Source organism: Streptomyces cellostaticus (assembly GCF_023630175.1).
Classification (GTDB): Bacteria; Actinomycetota; Actinomycetes; order Streptomycetales; family Streptomycetaceae; genus Streptomyces; species Streptomyces cellostaticus_A.
In genome coordinates this window covers 17,298-36,060 of the sequence record NZ_JALLIN010000061.1, presented here as the reverse complement: position 1 = coordinate 36,060, position 18,763 = coordinate 17,298, and the positions used below count along the sequence as shown (strand labels likewise).

At 71.9% G+C, this 18,763-nt stretch carries 18 protein-coding genes; 16 read left to right on the top strand and 2 right to left on the bottom strand.

What is annotated here, in order from left to right; genetic code table 11:
- Window positions 1–44: 44 nt before the first annotated feature.
- Window positions 45–1,067, bottom strand: coding sequence for a LacI family DNA-binding transcriptional regulator (locus MXD57_RS28660; RefSeq protein ID WP_250405077.1), 1,023 nt, complete (start codon window positions 1,065–1,067; stop codon window positions 45–47).
- Window positions 1,068–1,207: 140 nt separating this feature from the next.
- Here MXD57_RS28660 and MXD57_RS28655 point away from each other — a divergent pair, with 140 nt between their 5' ends.
- The 16 genes from MXD57_RS28655 (at window position 1,208) to MXD57_RS28580 (ending at window position 17,696) form a co-directional block, all read left to right on the top strand.
- Complete coding sequence (locus MXD57_RS28655; RefSeq protein ID WP_250405076.1) at window positions 1,208–2,467, top strand: MFS transporter; 1,260 nt, start codon at window positions 1,208–1,210, stop codon at window positions 2,465–2,467.
- A gap of 9 nt (window positions 2,468–2,476) precedes the next feature.
- Window positions 2,477–3,838, top strand: coding sequence for a Pup--protein ligase (gene pafA, locus MXD57_RS28650; RefSeq protein WP_073899688.1), 1,362 nt, complete (start codon window positions 2,477–2,479; stop codon window positions 3,836–3,838).
- A 147-nt stretch (window positions 3,839–3,985) separates the two neighbouring features.
- The gene (locus tag MXD57_RS28645; RefSeq protein WP_250405075.1) at window positions 3,986–4,999 is read left to right on the top strand and encodes an FKBP-type peptidyl-prolyl cis-trans isomerase; all 1,014 of its coding nucleotides are present in this window, start codon (window positions 3,986–3,988) and stop codon (window positions 4,997–4,999) included.
- 92 nt (window positions 5,000–5,091) lie between these two features.
- Entirely contained in the window at window positions 5,092–5,475 is a 384-nt protein-coding gene (locus MXD57_RS28640) for an FKBP-type peptidyl-prolyl cis-trans isomerase (RefSeq protein ID WP_250405074.1), read from the top strand.
- A gap of 162 nt (window positions 5,476–5,637) precedes the next feature.
- Window positions 5,638–6,615 (top strand): helix-turn-helix transcriptional regulator, encoded by a 978-nt coding sequence (locus MXD57_RS28635; protein ID WP_250405073.1) that lies wholly within the window; start codon window positions 5,638–5,640, stop codon window positions 6,613–6,615.
- 19 nt (window positions 6,616–6,634) lie between these two features.
- Window positions 6,635–7,678: a helix-turn-helix transcriptional regulator gene (locus MXD57_RS28630; protein WP_250405072.1), complete on the top strand. Its 1,044-nt coding sequence runs from the start codon at window positions 6,635–6,637 to the stop codon at window positions 7,676–7,678.
- 11 nt (window positions 7,679–7,689) lie between these two features.
- Window positions 7,690–8,001: a hypothetical protein gene (locus tag MXD57_RS28625; RefSeq protein WP_250405079.1), complete on the top strand. Its 312-nt coding sequence runs from the start codon at window positions 7,690–7,692 to the stop codon at window positions 7,999–8,001.
- 20 nt (window positions 8,002–8,021) lie between these two features.
- Window positions 8,022–8,216 (top strand): hypothetical protein, encoded by a 195-nt coding sequence (locus MXD57_RS28620; protein WP_250405071.1) that lies wholly within the window; start codon window positions 8,022–8,024, stop codon window positions 8,214–8,216.
- 253 nt (window positions 8,217–8,469) lie between these two features.
- Window positions 8,470–8,748 (top strand): Sec-independent protein translocase subunit TatA, encoded by a 279-nt coding sequence (tatA, locus tag MXD57_RS28615; protein ID WP_250405070.1) that lies wholly within the window; start codon window positions 8,470–8,472, stop codon window positions 8,746–8,748.
- 47 nt (window positions 8,749–8,795) lie between these two features.
- On the top strand, window positions 8,796–9,746 hold the full coding sequence (tatC, locus tag MXD57_RS28610; protein WP_250405069.1) for a twin-arginine translocase subunit TatC: 951 nt from the start codon (window positions 8,796–8,798) through the stop codon (window positions 9,744–9,746).
- A 134-nt stretch (window positions 9,747–9,880) separates the two neighbouring features.
- Entirely contained in the window at window positions 9,881–12,733 is a 2,853-nt protein-coding gene (locus MXD57_RS28605) for a DEAD/DEAH box helicase (RefSeq protein WP_250405068.1), read from the top strand.
- A gap of 352 nt (window positions 12,734–13,085) precedes the next feature.
- Window positions 13,086–14,744, top strand: coding sequence for a sensor histidine kinase (locus MXD57_RS28600; RefSeq protein WP_250405067.1), 1,659 nt, complete (start codon window positions 13,086–13,088; stop codon window positions 14,742–14,744).
- Entirely contained in the window at window positions 14,741–15,145 is a 405-nt protein-coding gene (locus MXD57_RS28595) for a roadblock/LC7 domain-containing protein (RefSeq protein WP_199209909.1), read from the top strand. Before MXD57_RS28600 ends, MXD57_RS28595 begins: the two co-directional genes overlap by 4 nt.
- Window positions 15,142–15,564, top strand: a complete 423-nt coding sequence (locus MXD57_RS28590; protein WP_250405066.1) for a DUF742 domain-containing protein — start codon at window positions 15,142–15,144, stop codon at window positions 15,562–15,564. The genes MXD57_RS28595 and MXD57_RS28590 overlap by 4 nt, the downstream gene beginning before the upstream one ends.
- On the top strand, window positions 15,545–16,165 hold the full coding sequence (locus tag MXD57_RS28585; RefSeq protein ID WP_250405065.1) for a GTP-binding protein: 621 nt from the start codon (window positions 15,545–15,547) through the stop codon (window positions 16,163–16,165). The genes MXD57_RS28590 and MXD57_RS28585 overlap by 20 nt, the downstream gene beginning before the upstream one ends.
- A gap of 46 nt (window positions 16,166–16,211) precedes the next feature.
- Window positions 16,212–17,696, top strand: a complete 1,485-nt coding sequence (locus MXD57_RS28580) for a cytochrome P450 (RefSeq protein ID WP_250405064.1) — start codon at window positions 16,212–16,214, stop codon at window positions 17,694–17,696.
- Between the two features lie 32 nt (window positions 17,697–17,728).
- Here MXD57_RS28580 and MXD57_RS28575 read toward each other — a convergent pair whose 3' ends face one another.
- Window positions 17,729–18,682, bottom strand: coding sequence for an RluA family pseudouridine synthase (locus MXD57_RS28575; RefSeq protein WP_250405063.1), 954 nt, complete (start codon window positions 18,680–18,682; stop codon window positions 17,729–17,731).
- Window positions 18,683–18,763: the final 81 nt, after the last annotated feature.

Genomic DNA, 18,763 nt, shown 5'->3' with positions numbered 1-18,763 from the left:
TCCGGTGCGGGGGCGTGCGGCGCCGCCCCGCCCGCGGGGCCGGGTCACGGCGTGGCGGGGGCCGCCGGGCCCGTGGAGCCCCGTACGACGAGTTCGACGGGGATGTCCCCGCCGGGCGGTTCACGGTCGTCCAGGACGGCGAGCAGGGCTTCCATGCCGCGCTGCCCGAACAGTTCGGCGTCGAGTCGGACGGTGGTGAGTTCGGGGTCGAGCGCGGTGGCGAGGGCGAGGTCGTCCAGGCCGGTGACGGACACGTCGTCGGGGACGCGCAGGCCGAGCCGGCGCACGGCCTTGCAGGCGCCCGCGGCCAGCTTGTCGTCGTCGCACACCACGGCGGTCGGGCGGGGGCCGGGTGCGGACAGCGCGGCCTCGGCGGCGGTGCGGGCGCCGTCGATGGAGATCGGCGCCGGGGCGGTCCGGACCCGTGCCCCGGGTTCGGCGGCGAGGCGGGCGGCGAGTTCCCGGGCGCGCATCTCGAAGGTCCAGGAGGGCACGTCGGCGGCGAGGTGCAGGAAGTGCCGGTGGCCGAGGGCGAGCAGGTGTTCGGTGACCTGTCGTACGCCGTCGGCGATGTCGAGGTTGACGGTGGCGGCGCCCAGGCTGCCGTCCGGGTCGCTGTCGAGCATGACGAGGGGGAGCTGGTCGCCGCGGATGGCGGTGAGGGCGTCGGCGGCCATGGAGGAGGCGATGACGCCGTCCAGCGCGGACTGGGCGGAGGCGAAGGGGTCGCGGGCGGGGCCGATGCCCTCGGGGGACGGGTAGAGCACGACGCCGAAGCCGTGCCGGCCGGCGACGCGTGCGGCGCCGGTGTAGACACCGGCGAAGAACTCGGTGGTGAGCGCGGGGACGACGAGCAGGACGGTGCGGGTGCGGCCGAGGCGCAGGTTGCGGGCGGCGAGGTTCGGCCGGTAGCCGAGGTCGCGGGCGGCCTCCCGGACGCGGTCGGCGGTGGCCTCGGAGACCCGGCCGCGCCATTTGTCGCCGAGCACGAGGGAGACGGCCGCCTGGGAGACCCCGGCCGCCTGTGCGACGTCCCGGCTGGTCGGGCGGGTGCTGCTGCGTGCCACCGCGGGGCTGCTCCTGTTCTGGCGGTCGCTCGCCGCCGGGCTCCGCGGCCCGGCGGCTCACATCCGGTCGTCTGGACGGGTGAACAGCGCACATGGTACGTATGGCGAGCGGGGTTATACGTAACACTTGGAGGCGGGACATGGCCGCGGGATACCTGGAGATCCTCAGGGCGAGACACGCGGCCCGGCTGCTGACCGGCACCCTGGTGGGCCGGCTGCCCAACGCGACCGCCGCGATCGCGCTGGTCCTGTTCGTCCGCGCCGAGGGCGGCTCGTACGGCCTGGCGGGCGTCCTCGCCGCCGTGTACGGCGTCGCCAACGCCGTCGGCCAGCCCGTGCTGGGCCGCCTGGTGGACCTGTACGGGCAGCCGCGGGTCCAGCTTCCCGCGGCGGTCCTGTCGGCGCTGGCGATGGCCGTCTTCGCGTGCTCCGGCACCGACCCGCTGCCGCTCGCCTGCGCCGCCGTGGCCGCCGCCGGCCTGTTCACCCCGCCGCTGGAGGGCGGCCTGCGGGCCCTGTGGCCCGCGGTGCTGCGCCGCGAGGAGCAGGTGCACACCGCGTACGCCATGGACGCCGTCGCCCAGGAAGTCATGTTCACCGTGGGCCCGTTGCTGGTGACGCTGTGCGTGTCGCTGGGGTCGGAGCGGGCGGCGCTGCTGGTGCTCAACGCCGTCGGGGTCCTCGGCGCGCTCTCGGTGGTCCTCTCGCCGCCCTCGCGCGCGTGGCGCTCGGCGCCCCGCGCGGCGCACTGGCTGGGTGCGCTGCGCTCGCCCGGCCTGCTGGTGCTGCTGGGCGCCTTCCTGTTCGTGGGCGTCGCGCTCGGCTCCATCACCGTGGCGTCGGTGCCGTACGCCGACGCGCACGGCGGGGACGCGGTCTACGGCTGGCTGATGGCCGCGCTCGGCCTCGGGGCGCTCATCGGCGGCACCCTGTACGGCGCGCGTGCCTGGAGCGGCGCGCCCGAGCGGCGACTGCGGGTCCTGGTGGCCCTTCTGGCGGTCTGTTACCTGCCGCTGATGCTGATGCCGGGCGCCGTCGCCATGGTGCTGCTGAGCCTGGTCTCCGGGGTGTTCCTCGCCCCCTGCATCGCCTGCGCGTTCATCATCGTCGACCGGCACGCGCCGAGCGGCACCGTCACCGAGGCGTTCTCCTGGCTCGTGACGACGTTCACCGTGGGCGCCTCGCTGGGAACCGGCCTGGCCGGCCCGGTGGTCCAGGCCGGTGGCCCGCTGTGGGGATACGCCGTCCCCGGCGCCGCGGGAGCGGTGTCCCTGCTGGTCCTGCTCGCCACCGGGCGGGTCCTCGCAGCTCCCGCGCGGAGCGGGGTTGTTGCGGCTTCATCGGAAAATGATCCAAATCGTGCTGCCGAACCCCGTTTCAGCTCGGGGGATCGGGCGTAATGTTCAGTCATGGACCGCCGCATTTTCGGGCTGGAGAACGAGTACGGCGTCACATGTACGTTCAGGGGACAGCGCCGCCTGTCTCCTGACGAGGTGGCGCGGTACCTCTTCCGCCGTGTCGTGTCATGGGGCCGCAGCAGCAATGTCTTTCTGCGAAACGGCGCCCGGCTCTATCTGGACGTGGGGTCGCATCCGGAATACGCCACACCCGAATGTGACAACGTGACCGAACTGGTCACCCACGACAAGGCCGGCGAGCGCATTCTCGAAGGACTCCTGGTGGACGCGGAACGACGCCTGCACGAGGAGGGAATCGCGGGCGACGTCTACCTCTTCAAGAACAACACCGACTCGGCGGGCAACTCCTACGGCTGCCACGAGAACTATCTGGTGGCCCGGCACGGGGAGTTCTCCCGGCTCGCGGACATCCTCATCCCGTTCCTGGTGACCAGGCAGCTGCTGTGCGGCGCGGGCAAGGTCCTGCAGACCCCGCGCGGCGCGGTGTACTGCGTCAGCCAGCGCGCCGAGCACATCTGGGAGGGCGTCTCCTCGGCGACGACCCGCTCCCGGCCCATCATCAACACCCGCGACGAACCGCACGCGGACGCCGAGCGCTACCGGCGGCTGCACGTCATCGTCGGCGACTCGAACATGTCCGAGACGACCATGCTGCTCAAGGTCGGCGCGACCGACCTGGTGCTGCGCATGATCGAGGCGGGCACCGTGATGCGCGACCTCACCCTGGAGAACCCGATCCGGGCGATCCGGGAGGTCAGCCACGACATCACCGGCCGGCGCAAGGTGCGCCTGGCGAGCGGCCGGGAGGCCTCCGCGCTGGAGGTGCAGCGCGAGTACTTCGACAAGGCCGTCGACTTCTGCGACCGCCGGGGCATCCGCACCGGCACGGTCGCGCAGGTCCTGGAGCTGTGGGGGCGCACCCTCGACGCCATCGAGACCGAGGAACTGGACCGCATCGGCACCGAGATCGACTGGGTCATGAAGTACAAGCTCATCGAGCGGTACCGGGCCAAGCACAACATGACCATGTCGCATCCGCGGGTCGCCCAGATAGACCTCGCGTACCACGACATCCACCGTCGCCGGGGCCTTTACTACCTGCTGGAGAAAAAGGGTCAAGCCGCCCGGATCTGCAACGATTTGAAGATCTTCGAGGGCAAGTCGGTACCCCCGCAGACCACTCGGGCCCGGCTGCGGGGCGACTTCATCCGCCGGGCACAGGAACAGCGCCGGGACTTCACGGTCGACTGGGTGCACCTCAAGCTCAACGACCAGGCACAGCGCACCGTGTTGTGCAAGGACCCGTTCCGCTCGGTGGACGACCGTGTGGAGAAGCTCATCGCCGGAATGTGACAGACCACGCGAGTCAAGTGTTTCCGCACCGAAATGCCGGAACACAACACGGGCGCCGTACGTTCACCGTACGGCGCCCGTCCCGCGTCGTAGAGTTGCGCGCACGCCATTCCGCAAGATCGACCGACCGATTACGAGGCCCTTCCCGTGCGCCGACGCTCACTCCTCCTCGCCGCCGTACCCGCAGGACTGGTCACGCTCGCCGGATGCGGCGACGACGAGTCCGAGTCCAGCAAGGCCGGCGCGTCGCCGACACCGTCGGGCTCGGCGTCCTCCGTACCTCCGCCCAAGGTCGTGGACGGGCCGCTGCCGGCGATCACGGCGGGCACCGGGTTCGGCGAGAAGCCGACCGTCGCCAAGGGGCCGGGCGACCCGTCGAAGGACCTCGCGGTCAAGACGGTCATCGCGGGCGGCGGCCGCACGGTCGCGGAGAACGACTTCATCGAGGCGAACTACCTGGGCCAGATCTGGAGCACCGCGAAGGTCTTCGACAACTCCTACGACCGCCACCGCCCGCTGGTGATGCAGCTCGCCCAGGGCAGCCTCATCGACGGCTGGCGGTACGCCCTGCAGGGCAAGAAGACCGGCAGCCGCGTGCTCATCGCTGTCCCGCCCACCTGGGGCTACGGCACCTCGGGCAACGCGCAGGCGGGCATCAAGGGCACCGACACCCTGGTCTTCGTCATCGACCTGATCGACTCCTTCAACTCCAAGAGCTCCTCCCACGGCAAGCCGGTCCCGCAGGACGACCCGGCGCTGCCGACGGTCGGCACCAACACCGACGGCAAGGCGCCCGAGATCAAGCCGGCCAAGGAGAGCACCCCGCCGAAGAAGCCGGCCTCCGTCTACGTCCTGGAGGGCGACGGTCCCGAGGTCGAGGCGAACCAGGCGGTGCTGTGCCAGTTCAAGGGCGTGTCCTGGGGCACCGACGAACCGTTCCAGCAGACGTACGACTCCGGGCGGCTCAGCCAGTTCTCGCTGGAGCAGATGCAGCAGGTCGTCAAGGGGCTGTCGCAGGGGCTGACCGGCAAGAAGGTGGGCAGCAGGGTCCTGGTCGTCGTACCGCCGGACCTGGGCTACGGCGACACCCCGCCGAGCGGCAGCGGCATCAAGAAGGGCGCCACGCTGGTGTTCTCGGTGGACATTCTCGCGGCGATGTGACCGGCTCCGCCGCGGCGCCGTGGCGGGCGGTGGACCAGCGGGGATGACAGACTGTCCGTGTTTCGTGTCGTACACAAGCAGGAGCTTTTGACGTGAGCATCGAGAAGCCCGAGATCGACTTCCCGGGCGGCGAGCCGCCGGCGGACCTCGAGATCAAGGACATCTGGGAAGGGTCCGGCGAGGTCGCCGAAGCGGGCGACGTCGTCAAGGTCCACTACGTGGGCGTCGCCTTCTCCTCCGGCGAGGAGTTCGACGCCTCCTGGAACCGCAACGCCCCGCTGGACTTCCAGCTCGGCGTCGGCCAGGTCATCCAGGGCTGGGACAAGGGCGTCCAGGGGATGAAGGTGGGCGGCCGCCGCCAGCTCACCATCCCCGCGCACCTCGCGTACGGGGACCGCGGCGCCGGCGGCGGCCGGATCGCCCCGGGCGAGACGCTGATCTTCGTCTGCGATCTCATGGGCGTCGCCAAGCGCTGACCGAACCTGGTCGAAGGAGGGCCCGTGCCGTTCGCACGGGCCCTTCTCGCGTGACCGCCGCTGATCAGGACGGCCTCGCTTCCCCGCTCCGGCTTTTGCCCCGACACCCCGGGGCGGTACGGTCATCGGTCGGAAGCACCATAGGGAAGGCGAAGGGCGTCGATGGCCATTGCCAAGGCCGAGCGGCTGATGAACCTCGCGTTGTGCCTGCTCGGCACACGCCGGCCGCTCAGCAAGCGCGAGCTGCGCGACTCCGTCGAGGCGTACGTCGAGGCCGCCAGACCGGAGCGGGGCGCGGTGGGCAGCGACGACTCCTTCAACCGCATGTTCGAACGCGACAAGGACGACCTGCGCGAGCTGGGCCTGGTCATCGAGACCGTGGAGAACCTCGACGGCGAGGTCGGTTACCTCGCCCGCCGGGACAGCAACCGGCTGCCCGCCATCACCCTGGACGCCGAGGAGGCCGCCGCCCTGGGCCTGGCGGCCAAGGTCTGGCAGCAGGCCCGGCTGGCCGGCGCGGCCAGCGGAGCCCTGCAGAAGCTGCGCGCCGCCGGGCTCCCGGAGGACGTCGACCCCTACGAGGCGCACGGCGCCCTGGAGCCGCGCATCCCGGTGCACGAGGCCGCCTTCGAACCGCTGATGCTGGCCTGCCGCGACCGCCGCCCCGTGGTCTTCGACTACCGCAAGGCCTCCGCCGCCCACCCCGAGCCCCGGCACGTCGAGCCCTGGGCGCTGGAGTGCTGGCGCGGCCACTGGTACCTGGCGGGCTACGACCGTGACCGGGGCGCCGAACGCGTCTTCCGGCTCTCCCGGATCACCGGCCGGGTGCGCTCCCGCGGCACGGGTTTCACCGCGCCCGTGCCCGACGTGGTCACCGTGCGCGAGACCGTCGCGGGCTGGGCCGGCGAGATCGCCGACCGCTCGGCGCTGATCCGGCTGCGTTCCGGCTCCGGTTACCCCCTTCGGGCGAAGGCCACCGCGGTCCGGGAACTCGGGGACGGCTGGGACGAGTTGGAGATTCCGTACGGGCACGGACTGGACGCCTGGCTGGTGGAGTTCGGGCCGGACGCGGTGGTCGTGGAACCGGCCGAGCTGCGCGCGGACGTGGTGGACCGGCTGCGTGCCGTGGCCAAGGGCTGAGGGGGAGCGGAGCACAACCATGGCAGGCAAACCGGTCAGGCCCGTGAACGCCATCGACCAGACCCGGCGGATGCTCTCCCTGGTCACCTACCTCAGGGAGCGCCCCGGCGCCCGGATCGCGGACGTGGCGCGCGCTTTCGGCATCACCGAGGACGAACTGGTCTCCGACCTCGATCTGCTGCCCATGTGCGGCACCAGCTTCCGCGGCGGTGACCTGCTGGACATCGACACCGACGGCGAGCGCATCTGGTGGCACAACCCGGCCGCGCTCGGCGAGGAGGCGGCCGAGCCGCTCCGGCTCGCCGCCGACGAGGCCACGGCCCTGCTGGTGGCCGCCCGCGCGGTGTCCACCCTGCCGGGCCTCAGAGAGGGCGACCGGCAGGCGCTGCTGCGGGCCACGGCCAAGGTGGAGACCGCGGCCGGGGAAGCGGCCGGCGCCAGCGCGCGGCTGTCGGTGACCTTCGAGTCCGAGGGCGGGGTCTTCGCCGACGTCGACCGCGCGATCTCCGAGCGCCGCCGGCTGTGGATCCGCTACTACTCACCGGCGCGCGACGAGATCACCGAGCGGGAGATCGACCCCATCCGCCTGGTCAGCGTCGGCCACACCTATGTGGAGGCCTGGTGCCGCCGCTCCGAGGCGCGCCGCACCTTCCGGCTGGACCGGGTCGCCGAGATCAGGATCCTGGACGAGCCGTCCGCGCCGCCCGAGATGGAGCTGCGGGACCTGTCCGAGGCCCTGGTGCAGCCGGCCGCCGAGGACCCTGAGGTGGTCGTCGAGGTCGGTCCCGGCGGCCGCTGGGTGGCCGAGTACTACCCGCACGACAGCGCCGATGAGCTTTCCGACGGCGGGCTGCGTATCACTCTGCGCACCCCCGATCCGGCCTCGCTGCGGCGGCTGGCCCTGCGCCTCGGCCGCGACGGCCGGATCGTCTCGCCGCCCGAGCTGGCCGACAGCGCCCGCCGGGCGGCCCGCGAGGCGCTGGCGGCGTACGACACGGACACCCCGCCGGTACGCGGTGGTGCCGACGACCGGCGTGACGACAGGCAGGAGCGAGAGCGTTGAGCGAGTCTGCGATGTCCGGTGCGGGCCGAGCCACGAGGGACCCGGCGGAGGCCGGCGCGCCGATGACGGTGGCGTCCGCCTTCGCGGGGATGAGAAGAGCGGTCCCGGTGCTGTTCCGGGCCGGCTGCCCGGACTGCCGGGGCCGCTTCGAACTCGGCGCGGGCGCCCTGCGCCTCGCCATAGGCGCCACGAGCCGGACCACGTTCTACTCCTTCACCTGCCCCGACTGCGGTGCCTCGGTGCGCAAGCCCGCGGGGGAGCGGATCGTCGAGCTGCTCACCGGCGGCGGCGTCCGCACCCTGCGGCTGCACTCCACGATGTAGGACCGTCTAAGGTCGACGTCATGTTCTGGCCGATGTTCGCGGTAGCCGTGGGTTTTCCGACACTCGCCGTGCTGGGGGTGCTCGCGGTACGGGTCTTCCTCGAGGCCCGGCGTCTGGGCCGCCAGGTCGCCGACTCCGCGCGCCGCATCAACCGGGCCGCGGAGGACCTGGAGCGGGCGGCGGCGAGCGCGGCCCGCGCCGCGGACACGCTGTGACGGCCACGACTCCGAGAGTCTGGTAAGGGAAGCGGTTTGGGGCACTTCGCCCTGTCATGCTGGATGGCGAGGCAGGTACGCTGCTGATCGCGGTGCGAAGAACGAGGCGCGTGCCGCGGACCGGGAGTAGGCACGGGGATTGCCTCACGTTCACCCCGGAGCGTTACGATCGCTGGCAGCACGATCGCTCGGACATCCGTCCGACTGGTCGGACAGCATCCACCCAGTCGCCTCGGTGAGAAGGTAATGACTTATGTTCGGACGGCTCGGAGCCCCCGAGATCATTCTCATCCTCGTCGTCATCGTCCTGCTGTTCGGCGCGAAGAAGCTTCCGGACATGGCGCGCTCGCTCGGCAAGTCCGCGCGCATCCTCAAGAGTGAGGCCAAGGCGATGAAGGAGGAGGGCGGCACCTCGGCCCCGGCGCCCGGCTCCAACGAGCAGCCCGCGTCCCAGCGCACCATCCAGGCGTCCCCCGGCGACGTGACCAGCTCCCGGCCGGTCAACGAGCCGTCGGACACCACCCAGCGCTGACGCAGGGCCGGCCCAGTCCGGCCCGCCGCACGAGATGAGGACGTGGGTTGCTCAAGCCTGCCCGCAAGAAGGAGAGAGATCCCGAGGGGCGGATGCCGCTCGCGGATCATCTTCGTGAGCTCCGCAACCGGCTCGCGAAGGCCATGCTGGCCATCGTCGTCGTGACGATCGTCGCCGCCTTCTTCTACAACGACATCATCAACTTCCTGACCAAGCCGATCCTCGACTCGGTGGGCTGTCAGGAGAGCTTCGAGCAGCTGGCGAAGTCCTCGGCCGATCACCAGTGCGCGGAGATCACCATCAACGGGCTTCTCGCCCCGTTCACGCTGGCACTGCAGGTCTCGCTGATGGCGGGCGTCGTCCTCGCCTCGCCGGTCTGGCTCTACCAGCTCTGGGCCTTCGTCGCGCCCGGCCTGCACCGGCACGAGAAGAAGTACGCCTACGCGTTCGTCTTCACCGGCGCCCCGCTGTTCTTCGCCGGCGCCTTCTTCGCCTACAAGGTGCTGCCCACCACCGCCAAGGTGCTGATCGACTTCACCCCGAACGGCGCCATCAGGAACCTCCTGCCGCTGGACGACCTGCTCCAGCTCGTCACCCGCATGGTGATCGTCTTCGGCCTCTCCTTCGAGCTGCCCCTGCTGCTGGTCATGCTCAACCTCACCGGAGTGCTGAGCGGCGGCCGGATGCTCGGCTGGTGGCGCGCGATGATCCTCGGCATCACGGTCTTCGCGGCCGTCGCGACGCCGAGCACCGACCCGCTCTCCATGCTGGCTCTCGCCGGACCGATCTGGGTGCTGTACTTCGGCGCCGTCGGGTTCTCCCTGCTCAACGACAAGCGCAGGCGCCGACGCGAGGCCGCCGGACCCGCCGACGACGAGGCCTCCGAGCTGGACCTGACCCCCGAGGACGTCGGCGAGGTCCAGCCCGTCCCGGCCGCGCGCGCGGTGCCCGACCGGACGACCACGGAGCGGATCAACGGCTTCGACGACGTGACCTGAGCCCTCCGCCCCGCCGCCGGTGCCCCCGTCCCCGAGGACGGGGGCACTCGCCGTTCCCGCCCGTCGGGGACGGGGGCCACTCGTCGCCGGTCGCCGCCGCGAGATCCACTGCCGCTCAGCGCACGATCGGGATAATGATCGTCCTGTTGTCAGCGGGGCCCGGTACGCTCGAAAGCACGATGACAGAGGACCTCTCACCGGCCGAGCGGTACGCGGCCGCCCGCCTGCGGGCAGCCGAGCAGGCCACCGCGCTCGCGTCCTTCCGCGAGATGTACGACTTCGGCCTCGACCCCTTCCAGATCGAGGCCTGCCAGGCGCTCGAGGCGGGGAAGGGCGTGCTGGTGGCCGCCCCCACCGGCTCGGGCAAGACGATCGTGGGCGAGTTCGCCGTCCACCTCGCCCTGCTGCAGGGCAAGAAGTGCTTCTACACCACCCCCATCAAGGCGCTGTCCAACCAGAAGTACGCCGACCTGTGCCGCCGCTACGGCGCGGCCAGGGTCGGCCTGCTCACCGGCGACAACAGCGTGAACTCCGACGCCCCGGTGGTCGTGATGACCACCGAGGTGCTGCGGAACATGCTGTACGCCGGCTCGCAGACCCTCCTCGGCCTGGGCCACGTGGTCATGGACGAGGTGCACTACCTCTCCGACCGCTTCCGTGGCGCCGTCTGGGAGGAAGTGATCATCCACCTGCCCGAGTCGGTGACCCTGGTGTCGCTCTCGGCGACCGTGTCCAACGCCGAGGAGTTCGGTGACTGGCTGGACACGGTCCGCGGCGACACCGAGGTGATCGTCTCCGAGCACCGGCCCGTGCCGCTGTTCCAGCACGTGCTCGCCGGACGCCGGATGTACGACCTGTTCGAGGAGGGGGAGGGCCACAAGAGGGCCGTCAACCCCGACCTCGCCCGGCTCGCCCGCATGGAGGCGAGCCGGCCCTCGTACCAGGACCGGCGGCGCGGGCGCGTGATGCGCGAGGCCGACCGGGAGCGGGAGCGCAGACAGCGCTCCCGGGTGTGGACGCCGGGCCGGCCCGAGGTCATCGAGCGGCTCGACGCCGAGGGCCTGCTGCCCGCCATCACCTTCATCTTCAGCCGGGCCGCGTGCGAGGCCGCCGTCCAGCAGTGCCTGTACGCGGGCCTCAGGCTGAACGACGACGAGGCCCGCGCACAGGTGCGGGCCCTCGTCGAGGAGCGCACCGCCGCCATCCCTCCGGAGGACCTGCACGTCCTCGGGTACTACGAGTGGCTGGAGGGCCTGGAGCGCGGCATCGCCGCCCACCACGCGGGCATGCTGCCGACCTTCAAGGAGGTCGTGGAGGAGCTGTTCGTCCGCGGACTGGTCAAGGCCGTGTTCGCGACCGAGACGCTCGCGCTCGGCATCAACATGCCCGCCCGTTCGGTGGTGCTGGAGAAGCTGGTCAAGTGGAACGGCGAGCAGCACGCCGACATCACGCCCGGCGAGTACACGCAGCTCACCGGACGGGCCGGCCGCCGGGGCATCGACGTCGAGGGCCACGCGGTCGTGCTGTGGCAGCGCGGCATGAGCCCGGAGCACCTGGCCGGCCTCGCCGGCACGCGCACCTACCCGCTGCGCTCCAGCTTCAAGCCGTCGTACAACATGGCGGTCAACCTGGTCGAGCAGTTCGGCCGGCACCGCTCCCGTGAGCTGCTGGAGACCTCCTTCGCGCAGTTCCAGGCCGACAAGTCGGTCGTCGGGATCTCCCGGCAGGTGCAGCGCAACGAGGAGGGCCTGGACGGCTACAAGGCGTCCATGACCTGCCATCTGGGCGACTTCGAGGAGTACGCCCGGCTGCGCCGCGAGCTGAAGGACCGGGAGACCGAACTGGCCCGGCAGGGCGCCGGCCAGCGGCGTGCCGAGGCCGCCGTCGCCCTGGAGAGGCTCAAGCCGGGCGACGTCATCCACGTGCCCACCGGCAAGTACGCGGGCCTCGCCCTGGTGCTGGACCCGGGTCTGCCCGCCGGACGTTCCAACGGCCACCGGGGCTTCGACCACCACGACGGTCCGCGCCCCCTGGTGCTGACGGCCGAACGTCAGGTCAAGCGGCTGGCGTCGATGGACTTCCCGGTGCCGGTCGAACCGCTGGACCGGATGCGGATCCCGAAGTCCTTCAATCCGCGCTCCCCGCAGTCCCGCCGGGACCTCGCCTCGGCGCTGCGCGCCAAGGCCGGGCACGTCCCGCCGGAGCGGGCCCGCAAGAAGCGTTCGCAGGCCGCCGACGACCGGGAGATCACCCGGCTGCGCACGGCGATCCGCGCCCACCCCTGCCACGGCTGCGACGATCGCGAGGACCACGCCCGCTGGGCCGAGCGCTACCACCGCCTGCTGCGCGACACCTCGCAGCTCGAACGCCGGATCGAGGGCCGCACGAACACCATCGCGCGCACCTTCGACCGGATCGTGGCGCTCCTCACCGAACTCGACTACCTGCGCGGGGACGAGGTCACCGAGCACGGCCGGCGCCTGGCCCGGCTCTACGGCGAACTGGACCTGCTGGCGAGCGAATGCCTGCGCGAGGGCGTCTGGGAGGAGCTCGCCCCGGCCGAACTCGCCGCCTGTGTCTCGGCGCTGGTGTACGAGGCCCGGGTCGGTGACGACGCGATGGCGCCCAAGCTGCCCTCGGGCAGGGCGAAGGCCGCCCTCGGGGAGATGGTCCGGATCTGGGGCCGGCTGGACGCCGTCGAGGAGGAGTTCCGGATCAGCCAGACCGAGGGCGTGGGCCAGCGCGAGCCGGACCTCGGCTTCGCCTGGGCCGCCTACATGTGGGCCTCCGGCAAGGGGCTCGACGAGGTGCTGCGCGAGGCGGAGATGCCGGCGGGCGACTTCGTGCGCTGGTGCAAGCAGGTGATCGACGTCCTCGGGCAGATCTCCGCCGCCGCGCCCATCGAGGGCTCGACCGTGGCGAAGGCCGCGCGCAAGGCCGTGGACCAGCTCCTGCGGGGTGTGGTGGCCTACTCGTCGGTGGGCTGAGCCCGAGCGGGGCGCGCCCGGCCCCGGCCGGCCGCGCCCCGCGCTGCCTGCCGCCCCCGTTCACCCGTCACGGTGAGCGGGTTTCGCATGCTTGTGCGTCGTAACTGAAGGTGTTCGAACAAGTGCGCAGTGTGCAAATGGAGCTGAGAGTACTCCTGTTGCGCGGGTGGAATCAGGTGCTTGCCGAATATGACACGGCGATGATCCGGTCGGACTAAGCTCGCCCGCGACGCGCCGAGTTGAGCAAATTCGGGCGTCTGCCCCCAAACATGCGGAAGGTCCCGGTAGTTCCGTGAACCTTCCCCGCGCAAGCATCCCCGACACCCAGCCGACTCGTCATCAGAAGGCATCCATGGTGAGTGTTCGAAAGCCCCCCGGTGGCCGTGAACTTCCCTTCGCTCGCGTGTTGTTGCCGCCGGCCATAGTGATGGCAGGGGCGACCGGGGCCGCTGCCGCCCTGGTTCCGGCCTCGGCCCGGATCGCCGTCGTCGGCTGCGGGACCGTGGCCCTGCTGCTGATCCTCGCCCTGGCCGCGGAGATCGTCCGCCGCAGCCGCGTGCTCCGCGAGACCCGGGCCGAGCACGCCCGTCACACCGCGTATCTGGAGCACCGCCTCGCCACCCACGACGCGGAGATCGTCCGGCTCGGCACCCGGGTACTGCCCACCGCGCTGCTCCACCTGCGCGCAGGAGAACCGCTGCGGGAGGTGATGCGCAAGGTCGTCGACAACGACCCCGAGCTGCGCCACCTGCCCGACTCGCAGCGGACGCTGCTGCACACGGCACTGCGCGGCGCCGACCACGAGATCTCGATGCGCGACGCCACCGAGCGCTCCTTCGTCAGCATCGCGCGCCGCGTCCAGGCCATCGTCCACCAGCAGGCCAGCGAACTGCGGGAGATGGAGGAGGACCACGGCCGCAACCCCGAGGTCTTCGACGACCTGCTGCGCATCGACCACGGCACCGCGCTGATCGGCCGCCTCGCCGACTCCATCTCCGTGCTCGGCGGCGGCCGGCCCGGCCGCCAGTGGCCCCTGCCCGTGTCGCTCTACAGTGTTCTGCGCGGCGCGATGTCCCGGATCCTGGAGTACCGGCGCATCGACCTGAACTCCATCGTCAACATCAACATCAAGGGCACCGCCGTGGAGCCCATCATCCACGCCGCCGCCGAGCTGCTCGACAACGCCACCCGCTACTCGCCGCCGTCGACCAAGGTGCACGTCACCGCCGTCGAGGTGCAGACCGGCCTCGCCATCGAGATCGAGGACGCCGGTGTCAGCCTCAGCGAGGAGTCCCGGGCCCGCATCGAGAAGGCGATCACCGACGCCATGGCGGCCGACGACGCCCACAACCTGGGGGACAGCCCGCGCCTGGGCCTCGCCGTCGTCGGCCGGCTCTGCAAGGCGTTCGACATGCAGGTCTCGCTGCGCGCCTCCGCCTACGGCGGCGTCCGCGCGATCCTCGTCGTGCCGCGCGTGATGACGACCACGGAGCCCGGTGTCGGCGCCGCCCACGGCATCGGTGCCACCGCCGTGCCCCTGCCCGAACTCGGCGCCCTGGAGGGCCCCAAGCGCCCGCCCAAGAAGCGGCGGCCCACCAGCCCCCGCATCCCCGCCGGGATCTCCATGGAGGACGACGTCCCCGAGGTCACCGAGTGGACCGCCGGCGGCCTGCCGCAGCGCCGCAGCCGGGTGAAGACACCGCTGAGCCGGCGGATCGCCGAACAGGCCGCCATCGAGCAGGCCGAGCGCGAGGGCAGGCCCACCCTCTGGTCCCAGCCGGCACCCGAACCGGAACCCGGGCCCGAGACCGACCCCGAACTCCAGAAACTGAAGGACCGGCCGCCGGGCATGTGGGTGGACGCCTTCTGGGACGGCCTGAAGAAGGGCATGCCCGAGGGCGCCACCGCGGCCGAGCTGACCGACTTCACCAGGAACCCGACCGCTTACCTGCACCTGATCGACGATTCGGCAGGCCCCATCGAGGCCGACGACGAGGGGAACCCCAAGTGATCCAGCAGCGAGGCAACATCGACTGGATGCTCAAGCAGCTCAACGACGGCGTCCCGGGCATCCAGATGATCGTGGTCCTCTCCGCCGACGGACTGCGCATCGCCCGCCACGGCGGCGACCCCGACACCGCCGACCGGGTGGCCGCGGCCTGCGCGGGGCTGCAGAGCCTGGCCGGCGCCATCACCCAGGAGATCGAGGGCAGCGGTGACATGAAGCTCGTCGTCATCGAGATCGACGGCGGCTACTTCTACCTCATGAACGCCGGCGCCAACGCCTTCCTCGCGGTGCTCGCCGACGTGACCTGCGAGCCGGGCCGGATGAGCGGCATGATGCGCGACCTCGTCGTCCGGATCGGCACCCACCTGACGAGCCCGCCCCGGCGGAACGGGCAGACCGTATGACTCCTCCGCGACGCAAGCGCCGCCGGCCACCGCAACTGCCCTCGCCCCCGCCGCCCCCGCCGCCCGCGCACGCGGCGGACGGTCCCGAGCGGCCCCGCAATCCCGAGCGGCTGTACACCATCGCCGGCTCCGCCGACGGCGCCCGGGCCGAACTCGACCTGGTGACGCTGATCGTGGCGCACCGCGCGCCGACACCTTCCGCCTCCCCCGAGCAGGCGGCGGTGCTCAGGCTCTGCACCGCACCGTTGTCCGTGGCCGAACTCTCGGCCTACCTCAGTCTGCCGTTCAGCGCGACGACCGTCCTGCTCACCGAGCTGATCACGGCCGAACTGGTGCAGGCGCGCGCCCCGATCGTCCGCCAGGCGCTCCCCGACCGTTCACTCCTCGAAGCGGTGATGCATGGACTTCAACGGCTCTGACACCATCCCCGGCCCACGCACCGAGGACCATCTGCCGCAGACGGCCCAGGCCGCGGTGAAGATCGTGATCGTGGGCGGGTTCGGTGTCGGCAAGACCACCATGGTCGGCTCCGTCAGCGACATCAGGCCGCTGACCACCGAGGAGACCATGACCCAGGCCGGCATCGGGGTCGACGACAACTACGGCTCGGACACCAAGACGGCCACGACCGTGGCGATGGACTTCGGCCGCATCGGCATCACCGACAAGCTGGTGCTCTACCTCTTCGGCACCCCCGGCCAGGAGCGCTTCTGGTTCCTGTGGAACGGCCTGTTCGAAGGAGCCCTCGGCGCGGTCGTCCTGGTCGACACCCGGCGCCTGGAAGTGAGCTTCGACGTCATGGGACGGCTCGAGGAACGCGGCGTGCCCTTCGTCGTCGCCGTCAACACCTTCCCGGACGCGCCCCGTTACCCGATCGAGGAACTGCGCACCGCCCTGGACCTGGCCCCGGAGATCCCGATCATCGACTGCGACGTGCGCCGTCGGGCCTCCAGCAAGGACGTGCTGATGACCCTGATGCGCTTCCTGCACTCCCTGGCCCTGTCCGGCGTCCTCCGCTGACCCCTACCCGCCCCGACCCCCACACCATCCGTTCCGGAGCTGCACCGTGACGCCTGAACCCCAGTCCCTGACCGGCACCGACCCCACCCCCGGCGCGCCGCCCGGCTGCCCGGCGCACGGCCTCGGCCCCGGCGAGGCGCACCGCATCCACGGCCCCGACGCCACCGACCTGGGCGACCTCTACGAGCACCTGCGGGAACTGCACGGCGCCGTGGCGCCCGTGCTGCTCCACGACGACGTACCGATGTGGGTGGTCCTCGGCCACGCCGAGAACCTGCAACTGGTGCGCAGCCCCTCCCAGTACACCCGCGACAGCCGGATCTGGTCCCCGCTGCTCCAGCACGGGGTCAAGCCCGACCACCCGCTCATGCCGCACATCGCCTGGCAGCCCATCTGCTCGCACGCCGAGGGCGACGAGCACCAGCGGCTGCGCGCGGCGGTCACCGGCGCCATGGCGCCCATCGACCACCGCGGCCTGCGCCGCCACATCGGCCGCTCCACCCAGGCCCTGGTCAACGACTTCTGCGAGCGCGGCCGGGCCGACCTGGTCTCCCAGTTCGCCGAGCACCTGCCGATGGCCGTGATGTGCGAGATCCTCGGCATGCCCGAGGAGTACGACGACCGGATGGTGCAGGCCGCCCGTGACGCGCTCAAGGGCACCGAGACCGCCATCCAGAGCCACGCCTACGTCATGGAGGCGCTCGGCCGGCTCACCGCCCGCCGCCGGGCCCGCCCCGAGGACGACTTCACCAGCCACCTCATCGCCCACCCGGCGGGACTCACCGACGACGAGGTCCGCGAGCACCTGCGCCTCGTCCTGTTCGCCGCCTACGAGGCCACCGCCAACCTGCTCGCCAACGCGCTGCGCATGGTGCTCACCGAGCCGGGCTTCCGGGCCCAGCTCAACGGCGGCCAGATGACGGTGCCGGAGGCCATCGAGCAGTCGCTGTGGGACGAGCCGCCGTTCAGCACCGTCTTGGGCTACTTCGCCAAGCAGGACACGGAACTGGGCGGGCGGCGCATCCGCCGGGGCGACGGGTTGCTCTTCGCGCCCGCCCCGGGAAACGTCGATCCCAGGGTGCGCCCCGACCTCTCCGCCGGTATGCAGGGCAACCGGTCCCACCTGGCGTTCGGCGGCGGCCCGCACGAGTGCCCCGGACAGGACATCGGCCGGGCCATCGCCGACGTCGGTGTGGACGCGCTGCTGATGCGGCTGCCGGACGTCCAGCTCGACTGCGCCGAGGAGGAGCTGTGCTGGCGCTCGTCGATCGCCTCCCGGCATCTGGTGTCGCTGCCGGTGCGCTTCGAGCCCAAGGCACAGCAGGACGTGAGCCTGCCGCCCGGTCCGTCGACCGTGCCACCGCAGCGCTCCGCCCCGCCCGCCGTCACCCCGCCGCTCACATCGGCCCCCGCCGCCGAACCCCGGCCGCCGGCTCCCGCCCCGGCCTCCGCCCCCGTGCCCGCGCCGCCGCAACCGCCCCGCCGGGAGAACCTGTGGCAGCGGCTGCTGGGCTGGTGGCGCGGGGAGTGAGCGACCGGTCCCGCGGGAGGTGAGCGGGACCGCTACGGCTCCTGCCCGGCCCACCCGGCCGGGCAGGACCAGGCCGACAGGGTCCGCCCGCTGGCGAAGGCGCGCCGGGCCCCGGTGACCGGGTCGGTGAACTCCAGCCTCCGGGCGAGCAGTTGCAGCGGACGCCGGAAGTCCCCCGGCGCTACCGCAGCGGTCACCTCCGGGTACAGCGGGTCGCCGAGGACGGGCACGCCCAGCGCGTTCAGATGCACCCGGAGCTGATGCGTCTGCCCGGTCTCCGGCAGGAGCCGGTACCGGCCCAGACCGTCCCGGTGCCCGGCCAGCTCCACCCGGGTCACCGCGTTCGGCTCGCCCTCGACCTCCCGCGCGGCCTGCACTCCGCGCTCCTTCACGATGCGGCTGCGTACGGTACGGGGCAGGGCGAGCGCGGGATCGTACGGCGCCACCGCCTCGTACTCCTTGTGTACCCGCCGGTCCCGGAACAGCGTCTGGTAGGCGCCGCGTTCCTCGGGCCGCACCGTGAACAGCACCAGACCGGCGGTGAGCCGGTCCAGCCGGTGCGCGGCGGTCAGCGCCGGAACACCCAGCTCGTCGCGGAGCCGGGCCAGCGCGGTCTGGGTGACGTGCGAGCCGCGCGGGGTGGTCGCGAGGAAGTGCGGCTTGTCGGCCACGACGATGTGCTCGTCACGATGCACCACCTCCAGCGGGAAGGGCACCGGAGGCTCGGCCGGCAACTCCCGGTGGAACCACACGAACATGCCCGGCCGGTAGGGCGCTCGCGCGTCGACCGCGCGCCCGTCGGCGCCGACGAAGAGCCCCGCGTCGAACATGGCCTCGACGGTCCCGGGTCCGGCGCCCGTCAGCCGTGCCACGAGGTGTTCCCGAACGGTCGCCCATGTCCCGCCGTGCGGCAGCCGCACCCGTACCGGGTCGACGCCGTGGCGCTGGGGAAGCGGGGCGGGTGGGGGCGGGGTACGGCGTCTCACGAGGCCAAGGGTACGAGCGCGGGGGAGGACCGGTTCACCTCCGGCCGCGGGCCGACCGGGACGAGCCGTCCCGCCCGGCTG